This is a genomic window from Streptomyces sp. NPDC104761 (assembly GCF_055583445.1).
In genome coordinates, this window is record NZ_JBVJNZ010000024.1 from 60,081 (window position 1) to 78,621 (window position 18,541).

Sequence of the window (18,541 nt, forward strand, 5' to 3'; positions counted from 1 at the left end):
CATGCTCCTCACGATCGACGTCGGCAACACGCATACCGTCCTCGGGCTCTTCGACGGCGAGGACATCGTCGAGCACTGGCGCATCTCCACGGACGCGCGCCGTACCGCGGACGAGCTGGCGGTGCTCCTCCAGGGTCTGATGGGCATGCACCCGCTGCTCGGCGACGAGCTGGGCGACGGCATCGACGGGATCGCGATCTGCGCGACCGTGCCGAGCGTGCTGCACGAGCTGCGCGAGGTCACGCGGCGCTACTACGGCGACGTGCCGGCGGTGCTGGTGGAGCCCGGGGTCAAGACCGGGGTGCCGATCCTCACCGACAACCCCAAGGAGGTCGGCGCCGACCGCATCATCAACGCGGTCGCCGCCGTCGAGCTGTTCGGGGGGCCGGCGATCGTCGTCGACTTCGGTACGGCCACGACCTTCGACGCGGTGTCCGCGCGCGGGGAGTACGTCGGGGGTGTGATCGCGCCCGGTATCGAGATCTCCGTGGAGGCGCTGGGCGTCAAGGGGGCGCAGCTGCGGAAGATCGAGGTGGCGCGGCCGCGGAGTGTGATCGGGAAGAACACGGTGGAGGCCATGCAGGCGGGCATCGTGTACGGGTTCGCCGGGCAGGTCGACGGGGTGGTCGGGCGGATGGCGCGGGAGCTTGCCGATGATCCGGACGATGTGACGGTGATCGCGACGGGTGGGTTGGCGCCGATGGTGCTGGGGGAGTCGTCGGTGATCGACGAGCATGAACCGTGGCTGACGCTGGTGGGGTTGCGGCTGGTGTACGAGCGGAACGTGTCGCGGATGTGAGCGGCGGGGGTTTTCTCGCCCCCGCCGCCCCTACCCGTCCCGTCCTCCAGGGGGTGGGCCCCCTTCGACCGCCCGTTCCGGGGGCTGCCGCCCCCGGACCCCCGCATCGGCCTCCGGCCTCGTCCTCAAACGCCGGACGGGCTGGACAGTGCGGCTGCGGTTCTCGTCCTCAGGCGCCGGATGGGCTGGATGGTGCGGGTGCGGTTCTCGTCCTCAGGCGCCGGATGGGCTGGATGGTGCGGGTGCGGTTCTCGTCCTCAAACGCCGGACGGGCTGGACAGTGCGGCTGCGGGCCTCGTCCTCAGGCGCCGGGCGGGCTGGAGAGGGTGCGGGCCGGTTGTTGTCCTCAGGCGCCGGACGGGCTGAAAGTGCGGGGCTGAGCGGGTGGACGGTGTGCGCCACACCCTGGCCCCTATGTCGAGTTTGTCTGATTTACGCGTATCTTCGGTCCATGCCCACGCCATACGGATCCCGCGGCGGCATGGCGTTCGGTGCGGAGGAGCTGCGTGTGCTCCGCCGTGCTCTCGCCCTCGCCCTTCACCCCGGTCCCGTCTCCGCCGAGGACGTCAAGGACTGTCATCGGCTCGCCGAGTCGCTCGACGAGGCGATCGGCGAGGGGGCTCGGCTGCGTGCCTTCCTGGTGGCCGATCTGGCCCGGTACCGGGCCGCCCTGCCGGGGACCGTCGTCGGTTACCTCGCCCTTCTGGAGGAGGCGCTGGCGGCCGGGCACCGGCCCACCCCGGACGACCTCGCCGCGCTGCGGGCGCTGCGGGGGAATGCCGGTGCCGCCGCTCTGCTGGGCCGCTGCCAGGAGCTCGCCGAGCACGACGTGCGGGCCCGGCTCGCCCAGGGGGCACGCAAGGTACCGGCACCGGCCGTTCCGGCCTCCAGGGTCCGGCTGACGGCTCTGCCGGGCGGAGTGGCCAAGGAGCCGGAGAAGAAGCCCAAGGAGAAGCCCGCCGAGCGGCCCGCGCCGCGGCCCGCGGCTCCCGAGCCCACCGCGCCGAAGCGGCCCATCCCCACGCCGGGCGAGGTCTTTCCGCGGCGCCGGCCCGCCGCGCCGCCCGCCGGGCCCCCGCAGCAACTCGCCGCGGGCTGAGAAACCGGCAGCCGACGGGGGTGGCGGCGTGGTTCGCCCACCCCGCCCCTTTCGCCCGGTCCGCCGTGGCTACTCTGGTCCCATGGACTACGTCGCCGCGCTCGTGCCTCCGGTCGTCATGGCCATCTTCTTCATCGGTCTGGTCCGGGTGATCGTGAAGACCCAGGGCGGGGCCGCCAAGGCCAAGGAGGACGCCGCCGTCGACGCGGCCTTCGCGGAGAACGCCCGCCAGGCCGCCGTCTCCAAGGCCGACGGCGTCTGAGGGTCGGCCCACGGCCGCCGCGGCGTACCGCACTTTCCGAGCCGTACGCCCCTTTTGTTCGCCTTTGTCGGTGAAAGTGCACGTCCGGCACGCCATTGGCCGGATCTCCCACTATTGTTCTGAGCTGTGCCTCGCCCATTGGGAGAACTCGAAGACGCGGTCATGACGCGGGTGTGGAAGTGGAACCGCCCGGTGACCGTTCGAGAAGTCCTGGAAGACCTTCAGCAGGAACGGTCCATCGCGTACACCACGGTGATGACCGTCTTGGACAATCTCCATCAGAAGGGCTGGGTCCGCCGGGAGGCCGAAGGTCGCGCCTATCGATATGAGGCCGTCTCCACCCGGGCCGCCTACGCCGCCGCCCTGATGAACGACGCCTGGTCGCAGAGCGACAACCCGGCCGCCGCGCTCGTCGCCTTCTTCGGGATGATGAGCGACGCACAGCGGCAGTCCCTCCGGGACGCCGTACGTATCGTGCAGGGTCCGGATAGCGAGAGGGAAGACCGGGAAGGCCCGCAACAGCAGAACCCCGGCTCGGTGACGGACGCCGGCGGGCGATAGCGTCCGCTCATGTCAGCGACGCGCCCCGAAGTCACCGCAAAAGCCATCACCGTCCGGCGGGCCCGGACCAGCGATGTCCCGGCCGTGCGCCGCCTCCTCGACGTGTACGTTCGCGACCGCATCCTGCTCGACAAAGCCATGGTGACGCTTTACGAGGACATCCAGGAGTTCTGGGTCGCGGAACGCGACGACAACGCCGAGGTGGTCGGCTGCGGCGCACTGCACGTGATGTGGGAAGACCTCGCGGAAGTGCGCACTCTCGCGGTGAACCGCAGCCTCAAGGGCGCCGGTGTCGGTCATCAGTTGCTGGAGAAGTTGCTGGAGACCGCACGTTGGCTTGGTGTTCGCCGCGTTTTCTGTCTGACCTTCGAAGTCGAGTTCTTCGGGAAGCACGGCTTCGTGGAGATCGGCGAGACGCCCGTGGACACCGATGTCTACGCGGAGCTGCTGCGTTCCTATGACGAGGGTGTCGCGGAGTTCCTCGGACTCGAACGAGTGAAACCGAACACCTTGGGCAACAGCCGGATGCTTCTGCATCTGTGATCGCCGAGAGGCATCGAGAGGCATCGCGGCGGACAAGGGCCGTCGAGGCAGAGATGGGCGGAGATGGGGCGGAGATCCGCCTGCTATTCCGGGCATCCCCCCTTGCCCCGGTGCCCTATGTCCGAAACGCGCATGTTTCCGGGTGGGAGCGGGCCCCTCGGCCTCTCCCAGGGGTTTGTGTTTTTCCCGCAAAAGCGGTTTGCTTTCCGACGTACTGCAGTACTGCATATAACAGGGGGCGGCGAAACGGCGGGCGCCGCACACCCCGGCCCTGAAGTTATCGATGAAAGGAAAACCGGTGGCACAGAAGGTTCAGGTCCTTCTTGTCGACGACCTCGACGGCGGCGAGGCGGACGAGACCGTGACGTTCGCGTTGGACGGCAAGACCTACGAGATCGACCTCACGACCGCCAATGCGGACAAGCTGCGCGGCCTTCTCGACCCCTATGTCAAGGGCGGCCGGCGTACCGGTGGCCGTGCTTCCGGCGGACGCGGAAAGGCCCGTGCGGCCTCCGGCGGCAGCCAGGACACCGCGCAGATTCGCGCGTGGGCCAAGGAGAACGGTTACGACGTCAACGACCGCGGCCGAGTTCCGGCGACGATTCGCCAGGCCTACGAGGACGCGAACGCCTGACCGTCCCGCGGCCCGCGGCCCGCGCGCCGCAGCCGGACGCGATGGCACTCCGTGGCCAGCGTGTTCACCAGTCGTGCGAGATCGGGGGCGCCTCCGACGCCCCCCATGGCCGACAGTGTCGGCAGCGAGGCCTCGACCTCGCACCCCGACTCGGGGGGCCGCAACCAGACGGCGGCCCCCTGCACGGGCCCGGCCGGGCCCTCGGCGGATCCGGAAGGCGGCCGGATCCCGCCGACCGACGGCCCCGGCCGGACCGGGGCGTCCATCGCGCCCCCGGCGCCCAGCGCCCGCACGCCGGGATCGAGGGCCGGTGCGCCCCACTCCAGCCAGGCCAGCAGCCCAGGCAGCTCCTCCGCGCTGCCGGCGGCCACCAGCAGCCGCATCCGGCCGCCCTGAAGGGCCACCGGAGAGCCCGGCGCCAGGTGTCCGAGCGCCCGCACACCCGCCGGCGCCGGCACCTCCAGCACGTCGAATCGCACGCCCGTGACCAGCCGCAGCGGCTCTCCGGGCACCGCGGGCACCGTTGGCCACCCCAGATCGTTCTCGTACCAGTGCCGGAAGGCGTCCGGACCGGAGTCGGCGCCGCACCCGGAACCGGCAGCGGAGTCGAACGGACGACGGGGGTGAGGGACCGTTGAAGCGGCCAGAGGTGCTGTGCCAGCCATGCCAGGCGCAACCGTCCCAAAGCCGTGCGGGTTACGCTGGGTGCGCGTGCGGCTGCGCAGAGTTCCGCGAACGGGGGTGTCCGGGGGTCCGGAGAGACGCAAGGTTGTTCGCCCGTAGCGGAGGGACCGGGGGCACACGGCATGGACTGTCAGTAGCAGCGGGTAAGACATCCCTAGTGGGAGGGGGCGACACGCAGGCGAGGCCGTCTCACGTTCGCCATCGGCGTACTGGAGGAAAGGGTAACTGCCTGGCCTGCGGGAACATCGTCTCGCACCATCGGGTTGGAGCAGATGTCGGCGTTCGGGGTCAGGAGGCCATCGACGGTGTCGGCAGTTGGAATGAGCGGTCCCCGCTTGCGGGACTAAGCTGCGGAAGGACAGAGAGGGGAAGTTCCCCCCACTGCCTGACCGCTCTGAGGAGCGATTAACGATGTTCGAGAGGTTCACCGACCGCGCGCGGCGGGTTGTCGTCCTGGCTCAGGAAGAAGCCCGGATGCTCAACCACAACTACATCGGCACCGAGCACATCCTCCTGGGCCTGATCCACGAGGGTGAGGGTGTCGCCGCCAAGGCCCTTGAGAGCCTCGGGATTTCGCTCGAGGCGGTCCGCCAGCAGGTGGAGGAGATCATCGGCCAGGGCCAGCAGGCCCCGTCCGGGCACATCCCCTTCACCCCCCGTGCCAAGAAGGTCCTGGAGCTGTCGCTCCGCGAGGCCCTTCAGCTCGGTCACAACTACATCGGCACGGAGCACATCCTGCTCGGCCTGATCCGTGAGGGCGAGGGCGTCGCCGCCCAGGTCCTGGTCAAGCTGGGCGCTGATCTCAACCGGGTGCGGCAGCAGGTCATCCAGCTGCTCTCCGGCTACCAGGGCAAGGAGACCGCCACCGCCGGCGGGCCTGCCGAGGGCACCCCCTCGACGTCCCTGGTCCTCGACCAGTTCGGCCGGAACCTCACCCAGGCCGCTCGTGAGTCCAAGCTCGACCCGGTCATCGGGCGCGAGAAGGAGATCGAGCGGGTCATGCAGGTGCTGTCCCGCCGTACCAAGAACAACCCGGTCCTGATCGGTGAGCCCGGCGTCGGCAAGACCGCCGTCGTCGAGGGCCTCGCCCAGGCCATCGTCAAGGGCGAGGTGCCCGAGACCCTCAAGGACAAGCACCTCTACACCCTGGACCTCGGCGCCCTGGTCGCCGGCTCCCGCTACCGCGGTGACTTCGAGGAGCGCCTGAAGAAGGTGCTCAAGGAGATCCGCACCCGCGGCGACATCATCCTGTTCATCGACGAGCTGCACACGCTGGTCGGTGCGGGTGCCGCCGAGGGCGCCATCGACGCGGCTTCCATCCTGAAGCCGATGCTGGCCCGCGGTGAGCTGCAGACCATCGGTGCCACCACCCTGGACGAGTACCGCAAGCACCTGGAGAAGGACGCGGCCCTGGAGCGCCGCTTCCAGCCCATCCAGGTCGCCGAGCCGTCCCTGCCGCACACGATCGAGATCCTCAAGGGTCTGCGTGACCGGTACGAGGCCCACCACCGGGTCTCCATCACGGACGAGGCGCTGGTCCAGGCCGCCACCCTGGCCGACCGGTACATCTCGGACCGCTTCCTGCCGGACAAGGCGATCGACCTGATCGACGAGGCCGGTTCCCGGATGCGCATCCGCCGGATGACCGCGCCGCCGGACCTGCGCGAGTTCGACGAGAAGATCGCCGCCGTCCGCCGGGACAAGGAGTCCGCGATCGACTCGCAGGACTTCGAGAAGGCCGCCTCCCTCCGCGACAAGGAGAAGCAGCTCCTGGCCGCCAAGGCCAAGCGGGAGAAGGAGTGGAAGGCCGGCGACATGGACGTCGTCGCCGAGGTCGACGGCGAGCTGATCGCCGAGGTCCTCGCCACGGCCACCGGCATCCCGGTCTTCAAGCTGACCGAGGAGGAGTCCTCGCGTCTGCTGCGCATGGAGGACGAGCTCCACAAGCGGGTCATCGGCCAGGTCGACGCCGTCAAGGCGCTGTCGAAGGCGATCCGCCGTACGCGTGCCGGTCTGAAGGACCCGAAGCGCCCCGGTGGCTCGTTCATCTTCGCCGGCCCGTCCGGTGTCGGTAAGACCGAGCTGTCCAAGGCGCTCGCCGAGTTCCTCTTCGGCGACGAGGACGCGCTGATCTCCCTCGACATGTCGGAGTTCAGCGAGAAGCACACGGTGTCGCGGCTCTTCGGTTCGCCCCCCGGCTACGTGGGCTACGAGGAGGGTGGCCAGCTGACCGAGAAGGTCCGCCGCAAGCCGTTCTCCGTCGTCCTCTTCGACGAGGTGGAGAAGGCCCACCCGGACATCTTCAACAGCCTGCTGCAGATCCTGGAGGACGGTCGCCTGACCGACTCCCAGGGCCGGGTCGTGGACTTCAAGAACACGGTCATCATCATGACGACCAACCTCGGCACCCGGGACATCTCCAAGGGCTTCAACCTGGGCTTCGCGGCCACGGGTGACACCAAGTCCAACTACGAGCGCATGAAGAACAAGGTCCAGGACGAGCTCAAGCAGCACTTCCGGCCCGAGTTCCTCAACCGCGTCGACGACGTGGTCGTCTTCCCGCAGCTGACGCAGGAGGACATCCTGCGGATCGTCGACCTGATGATCAGCAAGGTGGACGAGCGCCTCAAGGACCGGGACATGGGCATCGAGCTCTCCCAGTCCGCCAAGGAGCTGCTGTCCAAGAAGGGCTACGACCCGGTGCTGGGCGCGCGTCCGCTGCGTCGCACGATCCAGCGCGAGATCGAGGACACGCTCTCGGAGAAGATCCTCTTCGGCGAGCTGCGTCCCGGTCACATCGTGGTCGTCGACACGGAGGGTGAGGGCGACACCAAGACCTTCACCTTCCGCGGCGAGGAGAAGTCGGCCCTCCCCGACGTCCCGCCGATCGAGCAGGCGGCCGGCGGTGCCGGGCCGAACCTGAGCAAGGAGGCGTAGCCCTCCGGGGTGAGCCGAGATGAGGGGCCGGTGCTTTTCGGAGCACCGGCCCCTCACTCGTCAGCGCGGTTCAAGGCGCGTCTCCACGCCGGGGAAGAGGCCCGTGAAGCGGGAGATCGGGAAGGTGTGCCCCGATCGGTCGGTCAAAATCAGCGAGCGCAGTCCCGGAAGACGAGGCACCAGCGGAGCGAGGTCCTCGGCGCCGTGCATCGACGCGATCCGCAGCTCCTCGACACCCGGCAGTTCGGGCATCAGCTCGATGGAGTGGGGGAAGTCCCGGATGATCCGCGCGTTCAGATACAGGCGGGTCAGTTCCGGCAGCTCGGTGACCCGTCGCCAGTCGGCGACCGTCAGCTCCGTGGTCAGCGGTCCCAGGCTGAGCGTGCGCAACGTGGTCCAGTGCTGGAGCCCGCGCAGCCCCGTGCCGTCCGTGCTGTGTGCGCCGAGGAAGAGGAACTCCAGGGCCGCCTCCGTCGGCAGGGTCTCCGTGAGATCGGTGCCCGGGAGCTCCTGGTCCAGGGTGATTCCGGTCAGTGACCGCAGGAACCGCATCCCGGTCAGATCGGCGACACCGCCGCAGCCGAGCAGCGCGAGCGGCAGGCCGGCCAGTCGGTCCAGGCCGGTGGCCGCCGGGCAGCCGTCGACCCAGAGCCGGTTGAGCGAGCTGAAGGGCGAGAGCACCCCCAGATCGGTGAGACAGGGGTTGCCCTGCAGATTGAGCGATGTCACGCATTCGGGTGCCGGCACCGCGGCCAGGACGTCCGAGACCTGGTGCGCCCCCACGAAGGAAAGCTCCGGCCAGGGGCGCATGCGGGCCAGCGCCCTCAGCTCCCCGGCCGACTCACCGCGGAGGAAGAGGTCCGTCCGCGCGAGGTGATCCAGCACCTCCAGCGCGTACTCCTCGGTGTCGAACCGGCTCCAGGTGCCGGCCAACTGCCTGCGTACATCGAGGTCCTGATGGTCCCGGTACCGCCGCAGCACCCCCAGCGCCCCCGTCGGGTCCTCCGTACCCAGCACCGATGCCGTCACCGTGACCCCCAGGGCCTCCTCGGCGCTCAGCGCCTCCGGTCCCGGCAGCAGCTCCAGCACCAGAGGTCCCGCCTCTGCCAGGAGCTTCGCGTCCTCCTTCGTACGGGGTGGAATCAGTGCGGCGGCCCGTGCCTCCACCTCCGCCCGTACCCCCGGATCCAGTGCTGTCGCGTGCTCCAGACAGGCCAGTGCCAGCAGGGTCAGCCGCGGACTGTCGCCGGCCAGCAGCTGCCGCAGCAGCCAGGCCCGTTCGCGAGGCCTGGCATGGGCCATCGCCATGCGGATGACGTCCTCCCACTGCGTGTCGTTCGCGTGGCTCGCGAGGACGTCCAGGTGACCCTCCGCCACCGCGTACCGGGCGCCCAGGTAGTCCTGGAAGGTGCGGTGGACGAAATCCATGACACCGACGGCCGGTTGACGGACCAGGCCGCTGCGCAGGAGCAGGGCGTGGAGCACGGTCGGCGCGTCCGCCCGCCGTCCCGGCAGCGTGATCGACGGCAGGCAGCGTTCCACGATGCTCTCGGCCGTCTCCACCTCCATCTCGGTGCGGCCGCTCAGCACCAGCGCGTAGGCCAGGCGCTGGAGGAGTTCCAGCTGGGCCTCCTCGCTCAGTTCCACCTCGTCCACCGCGCCCATACCCCGTTCCCGGTCCCGGCGGGCCAGCAGCATCGTGAGGGCGGAGTCGTACAACTCCTTGCGGCCGGTGGGGAGATAACCGCGGCGCTCTCGGTGCAGGGCGCAGATCAGGCCGCACATCAGGGGGTTGGTGGCGAGGCGGGCGAGGTCGCGTTTGGTCCGGAGGGAGTCCAGCAGCGGCCCCTCGAACTGCGGGGCCCCGGCGGCCGTGTGCCAGCGGTGGACGAAGGTCGTCACGTCCGGGCGGCGCATGGGGGCGAGGGCCAGTTCGCGGAAGCCCTCGGTGGCGAGCCAGTCGGGGCGTACCGCCGTCGGGCGGGAGGTCAGGAGCCAGCTGTTCCCGGGGAACGCGCGGATCAGGGCCAGGAGCCAGTCGCGTGTGCGGTGGCGGTCGGGTGCCGGGACCTCGTCCAGGCCGTCGACCAGGACCAGGGCCCGGCCCGCCGTCAGGACGCGTTCCGTCCACCCTTCTGGGGGTGTCAGGGGGCAACTCACCGCGGTGAGGAAGGCCGCCGGAGCGGGAAGTGCGCCCGCGCGGATCAACGTGCGCAGGGGGAGCACGTACGGGACGCGTTCACCGGCGTGGGCCGCCGACACCGCCAGCCACTGGACCAGGGTCGTCTTGCCGGAGCCGGCGTCGCCGCGCAGCAGCACGCGGTCGTTGCCGCGCATGGCCTCCTCGGCCGGCAGCTTGAGGGTGACCGGGGCCGAGTGAGCGGCATCCTGCCGGGCGTCGGGCTCGTCGGCCGTCGTCGCCTCCAGGCTCAGGTAGGCGACTTCCAAAGGCCAGCGGTCCGGCGAGTCGCGCAGGTCGATGCCGTAGATGGTGATCTGGCTGTGGTGCTCTGCGACGTACGGAAGGTAGCGGCGTTCGAAGGCCGTGTCGTGGGCGTCCGGGCGCGGGACGCGGGTGATCAGCTCGTCGGTCCTGGCGATCAGTTCGGCCTGCGAGCGGGTCTGTTCGACCAGGGTGCGGGCTACGAAGGTGGACCGGCGGGTGAAGAACTCCAGGATCTGGAGGCAGGCCCACCCGGTCGCGGAGTCGAGGAAGAGGGCGGCGTCCGAGGAGAGGCCGGCGCCGGAGGCGGGGGCGGCTTCGCGAAGGCGCCTGGCGAGTTCGTCGTGGCCCAGGCGTACGGCCTGTACGTCGTCCATGTCCAGGTCGCCGAGGGCGAGCAGCCGGCGGGCCAGGGCGTCGGCCACCGCCGCTTGTTCGTCGGCGGGGAACCGCGGCTCCCCCGGGGGCTCGACGGCCCGTGCGACCAGCTGGGCGGAGAGCCTGCCGACCTCCTTCTCGCCCAGCACCCGCTTCTCGCCCCTGAAGGACACCAGGTCCCGCAGCCGCACCGGCCTGTCCACCAGCCCGGCGCCCGGGCCGTCCGCCACGAACAGCTTCTTCACCAGCTGGCTGACCAGGCTCGACGCCAGCTTCCCGCCCAGTACCGTCGGCTCCATCCGCCACCCCCGTGAGTCCGGTCGACGGATGGAGCCTATCCGTGGTCTACGACAACTGGCCGTTGTAGTCCGGCAGCTTGAACGTCTTGTCGGCGTGGCCGCCGGAGAGGTCGGTGGCGCTGTTGCCGATGTTCGCGATGATGTCGTAGCCCTTGTTCTCGATGTCGACGCGCTGGGCGGTCTTGTAGGCGGCGACGTCCTTGAAGAGGTCGAGGAAGCCGCGGACGTAGAGGCCGGAGACCTGGTAGCCGTCGTGTTCGAGGTTGTACTCGGTGGGCAGGTAGATGATGCCGGGGCGCGCGGTGACGAAGAACAGGGAGACGCCGTGCTCCTGGGCGTACTTGGCGACGTTCAGGACCGGCTTGTTGGCCGGCTGGGGGAAGCTGAAGCCGAAGTCGGTCTCCAGCGTGGTGTTGTCGATGTCGAAGACGATCGCCTGCTTCCCGCCCGGCTCGGCGGCGGCGATGCGCTGCTTCAGGTAGGGCAGGGCCTGGTCCATCACGGACTGGCAGTCCTGCTGCCAGGTGGCGTAGTCGACCGTGGTGGAGCTGCTCTCCGTCGCGGCCCGGGCCGGCGCGGCCAGTCCGGCGAGCGCGGCCACGGAGACGGCGGTGACGGATATGCGGCGGGTCCAGGTGCCTCTGGTCATCGGGGCGGGGTGTCCTCTCACGTCATGGCTCACGTCATGGCTGTGGTGTCAGGGGCATGATGAGTGGGGCAGATGGCGTGCGGGGAACCATAGGGTTACTGACGGGTAGGGCGCTAGGGGTGTGCGTCGTATCGGTACGTGCGGTCCCGTGGGTGGCGTGGAGGGGCGGGGCAGGGTCTCAGGTGTCCTGTCGCCGGGCGCGGGTGTGTCGCGGGGGCCGACGGCGGCCCCAGAGGGTGACATACCGCACGGGCGAAATGTCCGGTACTAGTGGAGATAGTGGATTCGCCTATCGGGAGGAAACGGGAATTTCCTTCCGTAATTCCTGGCGCGGAGTCGACGTGAGAGCGGGCTTGCCTCGACGGCATGGTCCGTGTCAAGGAATGGTCAATTCTGGGTCAGATTACTAAGGTGTGCCGTAGAAGCGCGGTTTGAGCGTTTTCGGGCCTCCGGGTTACCAAGAGATGCCCCGTTCGGCGGCCGCCCCTGTGGGCCGGTGCCGCCGGAGGGGGGTCCTGCTGCCTACTCCACGAGGTTTCGATGTCCCTGCGCGCCGCTCTCCGCTCCCCCCGTACGTCCTCGTTCCGCAGGCGGGCCGCCGTTCTGGCCGCCGGTGCCGGGGTCACGGCCGTGGTGGGCTCGGGGGTCGCGTCGGCCGCCACCTCCGGCGCCGCCGCCTGGGTCGACCCGGTGAAGAAGTACACGCTCTCCGCGACCTTCAACCAGGCCGGGGGCATGTGGTCCGCCCGCCACAGCGGTCAGGACTTCGCGGTGCCGAGCGGCACCGAGGTCGTCGCGGCGCACGGCGGCACCGTCGTCAAGGCCGGCGGCAACGGCGCAGGCGACGGTCCCGCGTACGGCAACGCCATCGTCGTCAAGCACGGCAACGGCCAGTACTCGCAGTACGCCCACCTGTCCCGCATCGACGTCAGGGTCGGCCAGATCGTCAAGACCGGCCAGCACATCGCCCGCTCCGGCAACACCGGGAACTCCTCGGGCCCGCACCTGCACTTCGAGATCCGTACGACCCCGAACTACGGTTCCGCGATAGACCCCGTCGCCTTCCTGCGCACCAAGGGCCTGACCGTCTGAGCGGCGGTCAGGCGGGGTGTGAGCCCCGGTGGGCCTGGGTCACCAGGTCCACGGCGACCTCCAGGACGGCCTCGCGCTTCTTGCGGGGGTCGCCCTCGATGTCCTGCATCACGAACATGCCGGCGTGCAGCGTGAAGAGCGCGCTGATGCAGCGGATCTGGTCGGTCAGCGCCGCGTCCGGGTCGATGATGATGTTCCGCAGGCCGCGCATCCGGTCCTTGAAGGTGTCGCCGATCTTCAGCTCGCGGACCGTCGCCTGGTTCTCCTGCATGAACCGGAACAGCGGCTCGGCGGCGCCCAGCGCCGCGTGGTAGCGCCGTACGATCTCCTGCTTGGTCTCCAGGGTGTGCGGCTGGCCCTTGCCCCACTCGATCAGGTCCTCGATCGGCCGCGTCAGGTCCTGGAAGACGCTGACCAGGATCTCTTCCTTGGTCTTGAAGTGGTAGTACAGGGCCGCCTTGGTCACGTCGAGGTGCTCGGCGATCTCCCGCAGGGAGGTCTTCTCGTAGCCCTGCTCGGCGAAGAGTTCGAGCGCCACGTCCTGGATGCGCTGGCGGGTGTTCCCGCGGCGCTGCTGCTTGGTGCCGTCCATGGTGACGCTCATCCTCTTACTCCTCGCACTCCCGCGAAAACTTGCTTGCCGCCCGGCTAGTAAACTTACTTGACGCCCGGCTAGCAACGGGTCTAACTTCCGAGTGTACTGAACTAGCCGGGCGGCAAGTAAGTAGTTGTCGCCAGGGGGAGTGGGAGAGATGGCGGACACCCAGGCGGCCGAGACCGGCCAGGAAACACCGGAGGCACCGGAGGCACCGGCAGCGGCCGAGACACCGCAGAAGGAGCCCAGGAGCGTACGGGTCGTGATGCTCGCGCTCATGGTCGCGATGATGCTCGCGATGCTCGACAACATGATCGTGGGCACCGCGATGCCGACCATCGTCGGCGAGCTGGGCGGCCTGGAGCACCTGTCGTGGGTCGTGACCGCGTACACCCTCGCGACCGCGGCGGCCACCCCGCTCTGGGGCAAGCTCGGTGACATGTACGGGCGCAAGGGCGCCTTCATGACCTCCATAGTCATCTTCCTGATCGGCTCCGCGCTCAGCGGCATGGCCCAGGACATGGGCCAGCTGATCGGGTTCCGGGCCGTCCAGGGCCTCGGCGCCGGCGGTCTGATGGTCGGCGTCATGGCGATCATCGGCGACCTCGTGCCGCCCCGTGAGCGCGGCAAGTACCAGGGCATGATGGCCGGCGTCATGGCGCTCGCCATGATCGGCGGCCCGCTGGTCGGCGGCACCATCACCGACAACTGGGGCTGGCGCTGGGCCTTCTACATCAACCTGCCGCTCGGCGTGGTCGCGCTGGCCGCCATCAGCGCCGTCCTGCACCTGCCGAAGAAGCGGAACAAGACGCGCATCGACTACCTGGGCGCCGCGCTGCTGACCCTGGGCATCACCTCGATCGTGCTGGTCACGACCTGGGGCGGCTCCCAGTACGCCTGGACGTCCGCGCGGATCATGGAACTGATCGCCATCGGCGTGGTCGCCCTGATCGGCTTCGTCTTCTGGCAGACCAAGGCCGCCGAGCCGGTCCTGCCGCTGCACATCTTCCGCAGCCGCAACTTCACCCTGATGTCGATCATCGGCTTCGTCGTGGGCTTCGTGATGTTCGGCGCCACGCTGTTCCTGCCGCTCTACCAGCAGTCCGTGCAGGGCGCGTCCGCGACCAACTCCGGTCTGCTGCTGCTGCCGATGCTCGGCGCGATGCTGGTGACCTCGATGGTCGCCGGCCGGGTCACCACCAGCACCGGCCGCTACAAGATCTTCCCTCTCGTGGGCGGCGTGCTGCTCACCATCGGCCTGTACCTGCTGTCCACCATGGACACGGACACCACCCGGTTCATCTCCGGCGTCTACATGGCCGTGGTCGGCCTCGGCATGGGCTGCCTGATGCAGATCACCATGCTGGTCGCGCAGAACAGCGTGGAGATGAAGGACATGGGCGTCGCGTCCTCGTCCACCACCCTGTTCCGTACGCTCGGCTCGTCCTTCGGCGTCGCCATCATGGGCGCGATCTTCAACGACCGGGTCAAGGCGGTCATGGCCGAGCGGGCCGGCTCGCTGGGCTCGAAGATCACCGAGCAGTCGGCGCAGCTGGACGCGAAGAGCCTGGCGAAGCTGCCGGCGGCGGCGCGCGAGGCGTACCAGCACGCGGTGTCGGCCGGTACCCACTCGGCGTTCCTGCTCGGTTCCGTGATCGCCGTGCTGGTGCTGGTGGCGGCGGTCTTCGTGAAGGAGGTCCCGCTGCGGGGCGGCCCGCAGAAGGCGGACGAGGCGGCACCGATGCCGGCGGTCGAGGCGATCTGAGACCGGGTGCGGGGGTTCTGGGGGCTGCTGCCCCCGGGGCCCCCGCTTCTTCGTTCCCGGGCCGGGAATGACGGCGTGGACACACTGCGGCAGCTGCGCCTCGCCAAGGGCGCCAGGCGCTGCGCAGGCTGGTCGCCACGGGGGTCATGGAGCATGCCGGCGCAGACCGGGCCCGACCACACCGCCGTCCGCACCGCGCTGTGGCGGGCCCTGCACCTGCGCGCCGACCCGCCGCCGCACGTCATCGAGGACGGAGGTCGGGCTGCGGCTCGCCGGACCGGACGCGGCGGGGAACTCCTGGTGGCATCCACCTGAGAGTCAGCGGCTCCCCGTCTGGGTCGGTCCCGGCAGGATCGGGTAGCTGCCGGTGGCCGTCGGGGCGTGCTCCGGGAGCCACAGGACGGCCACCGCGCCCTCCGCGGGGACGTGCGCGGGTGCCCCGGCCGGGCGGATGTTGCGGAAGGTCAGGCGGGCGCCCAGGACCCGGGCCTGGCCCGCCGCGATGGTCAGGCCGAGGCCGTGGCCCTGGCCGGCCCGGTCCTCGCTGCCGGTGCGGAAGCGGCTCGGCCCCTCCGCGAGGAGTTTCTCGGGGAAGCCGGGGCCGTGGTCGCGGACCCGGATGACCCGGCCCTCGACGGTCACCTCGATGGGCGGCTTGCCGTGCCGGGCGGCGTTGGCGAGCAGGTTGAACAGCACCCGCTCCAGCCGGCGCGGGTCGGTGGTCGCCTCCGACTCGTGCACCACCCGCACCTCGATCTCCGGGTCCTTCGCGGCCACCCGCCGGGCCACGAACTCGCCCAGCACGATGTCCTGCAGCTCGGCCCGCTCGGAGGCGCTGTCGAGCCGGGCCACCTCCAGCACGTCCTCGACGAGGGTGCGCATCGCCTTCGCCCGGTCCAGGACCAGTTCGGTCGGACGGCCGGGCGGCAGCAGCTCGGCCGCCGTGAGCAGGCCGGTCACCGGCGTACGCAGCTCGTGCGCGATGTCGGCCGTCACCCGCCGCTCGGCCTCAAGCCGCTGCTGCAACGCGTCCGCCATGGCGTCCACGGCCCGCGCCAGATCGTCGGTCTCGTCCCGTACCACCCCGCCGATCGCCTCCCGCACCCGCACGTCCGGCTGGCCCTGGGCGACCTGGTTGGCCGCGGCCGCCGCCTTGCGCAGCCGGACCGAGAGCTGCCCGCCGATCAGCACGCCGAGCGCACTGCCACCGAGGACGACCGCGATGGACCCGATGACCAGAGCCTGGTCGAGGTCCTTCAGCACATTGCTGCTGCGGTTGGCGAACGTGCTGTGCAGGGACAGCACCCGCCCGTCCTTGGCCTGCACCGCGGCCCAGATGTCCGGCGCGCCGCTGCCGTGGTCGATCACGTCGGTCGCCCGGCGGCCGGCGTCGACCCGCTCGCGCAGGGCCGGCGGCAGCCGGGGGTCGTCGACCTTGACGTCGGGGAAGTTCGCCCTCCCGTACAGCTCGTAGTTGCGCTGGCCGATCTGCAGCCGCTCGTTGGCCAGCTCGCGCGCGTTGTCCAGCATCGAGACCCGGGCGGCGTTGTGCACCACCAGGCTCAACGCGATCGCGACCAGCGCGCCGACCAGCGCGATCGCCGCGCTCAGCTTCCATCTGAGTCCGGTGCGCAACCCCGGACCCCGGTACCGGCTGGAGAACCCCCGCATGACCGCCTCGCTCAGGCCTTCAACTTGTAGCCGAAACCGCGGACCGTCTCGATCCGGTCCTGGCCGATCTTCGTGCGCAGTCGCTGCACGTGGACGTCGACGACGCGGGTGTCCCCGCCCCAGCCGTAGTCCCAGACGCGTTCGAGCAGCTTGTCGCGGGAGAGCACGGTCCCCGGCGCCGAGGAGAACTCCAGGAGCAGCCGCATCTCGGTGGGCGTCAGCGCGACCGGCTGCCCGGCCCGGCGCACCTCCATGCCCTCGGTGTCGATCTCCAGGTCGCCGAAGGTGAGCAGGCCGCCCGTCGCCTCCGCCGCGTCCTCGTGCGGCTTCTCGCCGCCGCTCGCGTGCCCGAAGCGGCGCAGCACCGCCCGGATCCGGGCGACCAGGACGGCCCCGTCGAACGGCTTGGTGACGTAGTCGTCGGCGCCCGCCTCCAGACCCAGCACCACGTCGATCGAGTCGGCCCGCGCCGACAGCATGATCACCGGGACGGTCGACTCGTCGCGGATGCGCCGGCACAGGCTCACCCCGTCCAGGCCCGGGACCATCACGTCCAGCAGGGCGATGTCGGGCCGGTCGGCGCGGAAGGCCTCCAGGCCCGACAGGCCGTCGGGCATGGCGGTGACCGCGAAGCCGTCCCGCTCCAGGGCGAGCTGGGTGGCCTCGCGGATGACGTCGTCGTCCTCGACGAACAGGACGTGGGTCTGGTCTGCCATCCCGGCTCTCTCGGTGGTCGGTGGTCGGTGGTCGGTGGGGGGATCGAGTGGGTACGGCCGCTACGGCGGGTGCGGCTGGTTCAGCCGGCCACGGAGGGCACCGGCGTGGCGTCGTCGCCGCTGCCGGACGCGTTGCCGTAGTCGGTGTGGTGGAAGTCCTCCTGGACGAAGCGTCCCCCGGACCAGCCGTAGGTGATCACGTTCTCGCCGGAGGGGCTCGACACCGGGTCGCCCTTCTCGTACACCTGCTTGGTCACGCTCAGGTCGCCCCGGTCTATCTCCGCGTAGACCGGGGACTCCTCGGCCTTGAAGACGTTCTTGTACGCGCCGCTCTCCCTGCGGTACACGTACGCCCCGACCCCGACCGCGTCCCCGCAGGTCAGGACGTTCACGACGATGTCCTCGACCGGGCCGCCGGTCAGATTGCCGTACGTCACGTCGACGGGGTACTCGTCGCCCGAGCACGGTTTCAGGTCCCGTTTCACCGTGCCCGAGACCGCCGGGTCGGCCTTCACCAGGGCGACCGCGTCGACCTTCTCGTACGTCTGCGACGGGTTGGGCGAGGGGGACTTGGCGGCCGGGGCGGGCGCGACCGAGCCGGCGTGCGCCGGTCCCTCGTCACGGGCTCCGGTGCCGCCGGTGCCGCAGGCCGCGGCGAAAAGGGCGAGGGCGGCGAGCACGACCGTCGCCGTGATCACCGCCTGTGCACTCGCCGGGCCCCTGCTGGACCCCGTGCCGGTCAGGCCGCGCAACGCTCCCGCTCCTCACGCTCCAGCGCGCGTGCGTCGAGGTCGCGTGACTCCAGCTCCTCGCGGAGCCGGGCGAGCGCCCGGTGCAGCGTGCTCTTGACCGTTCCGGCCGACATGCCGAGGGCGGCGGCCGTCTCCTCCGTGGACATCTGCTCCCAGTGTCGCAGCACCACGACACTGCGCTGCTTCGGAGCCAGCACCTTCATGATGTCCATGAGGAGAGCGCGGTCCGCGTGCTGCTCGGTGGAGTCCTCCACGGACGCGTCGGGCAGCTGCTCGGTCGGGACCTCCTCCAGCTTCCGGGCCCGCCACCACTCGGTGCGCGTGTTGATCATGACCCGGCGCAGGTAGGCGTCCGCGAGCTTCTTGTCCTCGATGGTCTCCCAGCGGCCGTACGTCCGGACCAGCGCCGTCTGCAGCAGATCCTGGGCGTCCGTCGGGTCGGGGACCAGCCGGCGGGCGCTGCGCAGCAGCGCGTCCTGTCGAGTGCGGACGTACTCCTCGAATTCGAGCACCTCGCCCTGCGCCATGATCAACCGCCTCCCGATCCCCGTTTTCCCCGGCCCTGTGCCTGAGTTACTGCCGTCCCGCGGTCCTGGCGGGCACAGAAACGAAGCTACGGACCCGTTGTCACGGGGCTGTGCGGAGCAGCCTGCGGGTAGCAA

The 18,541-nt window shown here is 70.1% G+C and carries 17 protein-coding genes and 1 pseudogene; 10 read left to right on the forward strand and 8 right to left on the reverse strand.

The window, feature by feature from the left end; translation table 11 throughout:
- Position 1: 1 nt before the first annotated feature.
- From ACZ63F_RS39960 to ACZ63F_RS39985, 6 genes are all read left to right on the forward strand, one after another.
- The gene (locus ACZ63F_RS39960; protein ID WP_089099902.1) at positions 2 to 799 is read left to right on the forward strand and encodes a type III pantothenate kinase; all 798 of its coding nucleotides are present in this window, start codon (positions 2 to 4) and stop codon (positions 797 to 799) included.
- Between the two features lie 481 nt (positions 800 to 1,280).
- Complete coding sequence (locus ACZ63F_RS39965; protein ID WP_351960966.1) at positions 1,281 to 1,898, forward strand: hypothetical protein; 618 nt, start codon at positions 1,281 to 1,283, stop codon at positions 1,896 to 1,898.
- A gap of 82 nt (positions 1,899 to 1,980) precedes the next feature.
- Complete coding sequence (locus tag ACZ63F_RS39970) at positions 1,981 to 2,160, forward strand: hypothetical protein (protein ID WP_469718685.1); 180 nt, start codon at positions 1,981 to 1,983, stop codon at positions 2,158 to 2,160.
- A gap of 138 nt (positions 2,161 to 2,298) precedes the next feature.
- Complete coding sequence (locus ACZ63F_RS39975) at positions 2,299 to 2,721, forward strand: BlaI/MecI/CopY family transcriptional regulator (RefSeq protein ID WP_469718687.1); 423 nt, start codon at positions 2,299 to 2,301, stop codon at positions 2,719 to 2,721.
- A gap of 9 nt (positions 2,722 to 2,730) precedes the next feature.
- The gene (locus ACZ63F_RS39980) at positions 2,731 to 3,264 is read left to right on the forward strand and encodes an amino-acid N-acetyltransferase (protein ID WP_351960932.1); all 534 of its coding nucleotides are present in this window, start codon (positions 2,731 to 2,733) and stop codon (positions 3,262 to 3,264) included.
- 298 nt (positions 3,265 to 3,562) lie between these two features.
- The gene (locus ACZ63F_RS39985; protein ID WP_093500012.1) at positions 3,563 to 3,898 is read left to right on the forward strand and encodes a histone-like nucleoid-structuring protein Lsr2; all 336 of its coding nucleotides are present in this window, start codon (positions 3,563 to 3,565) and stop codon (positions 3,896 to 3,898) included.
- On the opposite strand, the gene ACZ63F_RS39990 is transcribed toward ACZ63F_RS39985, so the two are convergent.
- A complete protein-coding gene (locus tag ACZ63F_RS39990) occupies positions 3,877 to 4,563 on the reverse strand; it encodes an SCO3374 family protein (RefSeq protein ID WP_469718690.1) in 687 nt (228 codons plus the stop codon). The genes ACZ63F_RS39985 and ACZ63F_RS39990 overlap by 22 nt on opposite strands.
- Before the next feature lie 430 nt (positions 4,564 to 4,993).
- Between ACZ63F_RS39990 and ACZ63F_RS39995 the strand changes: the two genes are divergently transcribed.
- Positions 4,994 to 7,519 carry an ATP-dependent Clp protease ATP-binding subunit gene (locus tag ACZ63F_RS39995; RefSeq protein ID WP_351960935.1) on the forward strand — a complete coding sequence of 842 codons (2,526 nt, stop codon included), beginning with the start codon at positions 4,994 to 4,996 and terminating at the stop codon, positions 7,517 to 7,519.
- A 60-nt stretch (positions 7,520 to 7,579) separates the two neighbouring features.
- Here ACZ63F_RS39995 and ACZ63F_RS40000 read toward each other — a convergent pair whose 3' ends face one another.
- Together ACZ63F_RS40000 and ACZ63F_RS40005 are read right to left on the reverse strand one after the other, a co-directional pair.
- On the reverse strand, positions 7,580 to 10,639 hold the full coding sequence (locus tag ACZ63F_RS40000) for an NACHT domain-containing protein (protein WP_469718692.1): 3,060 nt from the start codon (positions 10,637 to 10,639) through the stop codon (positions 7,580 to 7,582).
- 46 nt (positions 10,640 to 10,685) lie between these two features.
- Complete coding sequence (locus tag ACZ63F_RS40005; protein WP_469718694.1) at positions 10,686 to 11,288, reverse strand: HAD family acid phosphatase; 603 nt, start codon at positions 11,286 to 11,288, stop codon at positions 10,686 to 10,688.
- Positions 11,289 to 11,828: 540 nt separating this feature from the next.
- Here ACZ63F_RS40005 and ACZ63F_RS40010 point away from each other — a divergent pair.
- Entirely contained in the window at positions 11,829 to 12,380 is a 552-nt protein-coding gene (locus ACZ63F_RS40010; RefSeq protein ID WP_469718695.1) for a M23 family metallopeptidase, read from the forward strand.
- 7 nt (positions 12,381 to 12,387) lie between these two features.
- Here ACZ63F_RS40010 and ACZ63F_RS40015 read toward each other — a convergent pair whose 3' ends face one another.
- On the reverse strand, positions 12,388 to 12,984 hold the full coding sequence (locus tag ACZ63F_RS40015; protein ID WP_469718696.1) for a TetR/AcrR family transcriptional regulator: 597 nt from the start codon (positions 12,982 to 12,984) through the stop codon (positions 12,388 to 12,390).
- Between the two features lie 148 nt (positions 12,985 to 13,132).
- On the opposite strand from ACZ63F_RS40015, the gene ACZ63F_RS40020 reads away from it, so the two are divergent.
- Together ACZ63F_RS40020 and ACZ63F_RS40025 are read left to right on the forward strand one after the other, a co-directional pair.
- Entirely contained in the window at positions 13,133 to 14,740 is a 1,608-nt protein-coding gene (locus tag ACZ63F_RS40020) for an MDR family MFS transporter (RefSeq protein ID WP_469718698.1), read from the forward strand.
- Positions 14,741 to 14,893: 153 nt separating this feature from the next.
- Positions 14,894 to 15,056 (forward strand): annotated as a pseudogene (locus ACZ63F_RS40025) (SAM-dependent methyltransferase); the annotation flags it as partial.
- 2 nt (positions 15,057 to 15,058) lie between these two features.
- On the opposite strand, the gene cseC reads toward ACZ63F_RS40025, so the two are convergent.
- The 4 genes from cseC to ACZ63F_RS40045 form a co-directional block, all read right to left on the reverse strand.
- Positions 15,059 to 16,411, reverse strand: a complete 1,353-nt coding sequence (gene cseC / locus ACZ63F_RS40030; RefSeq protein ID WP_469718699.1) for a two-component system sensor histidine kinase CseC — start codon at positions 16,409 to 16,411, stop codon at positions 15,059 to 15,061.
- A gap of 11 nt (positions 16,412 to 16,422) precedes the next feature.
- Entirely contained in the window at positions 16,423 to 17,127 is a 705-nt protein-coding gene (gene cseB, locus ACZ63F_RS40035; RefSeq protein ID WP_351960943.1) for a two-component system response regulator CseB, read from the reverse strand.
- Between the two features lie 80 nt (positions 17,128 to 17,207).
- A complete protein-coding gene (locus ACZ63F_RS40040; protein ID WP_469718701.1) occupies positions 17,208 to 17,879 on the reverse strand; it encodes a hypothetical protein in 672 nt (223 codons plus the stop codon).
- The gene (locus ACZ63F_RS40045) at positions 17,867 to 18,406 is read right to left on the reverse strand and encodes a SigE family RNA polymerase sigma factor (protein WP_362603150.1); all 540 of its coding nucleotides are present in this window, start codon (positions 18,404 to 18,406) and stop codon (positions 17,867 to 17,869) included. The genes ACZ63F_RS40040 and ACZ63F_RS40045 overlap by 13 nt, the downstream gene beginning before the upstream one ends.
- Positions 18,407 to 18,541 lie beyond the last annotated feature (135 nt).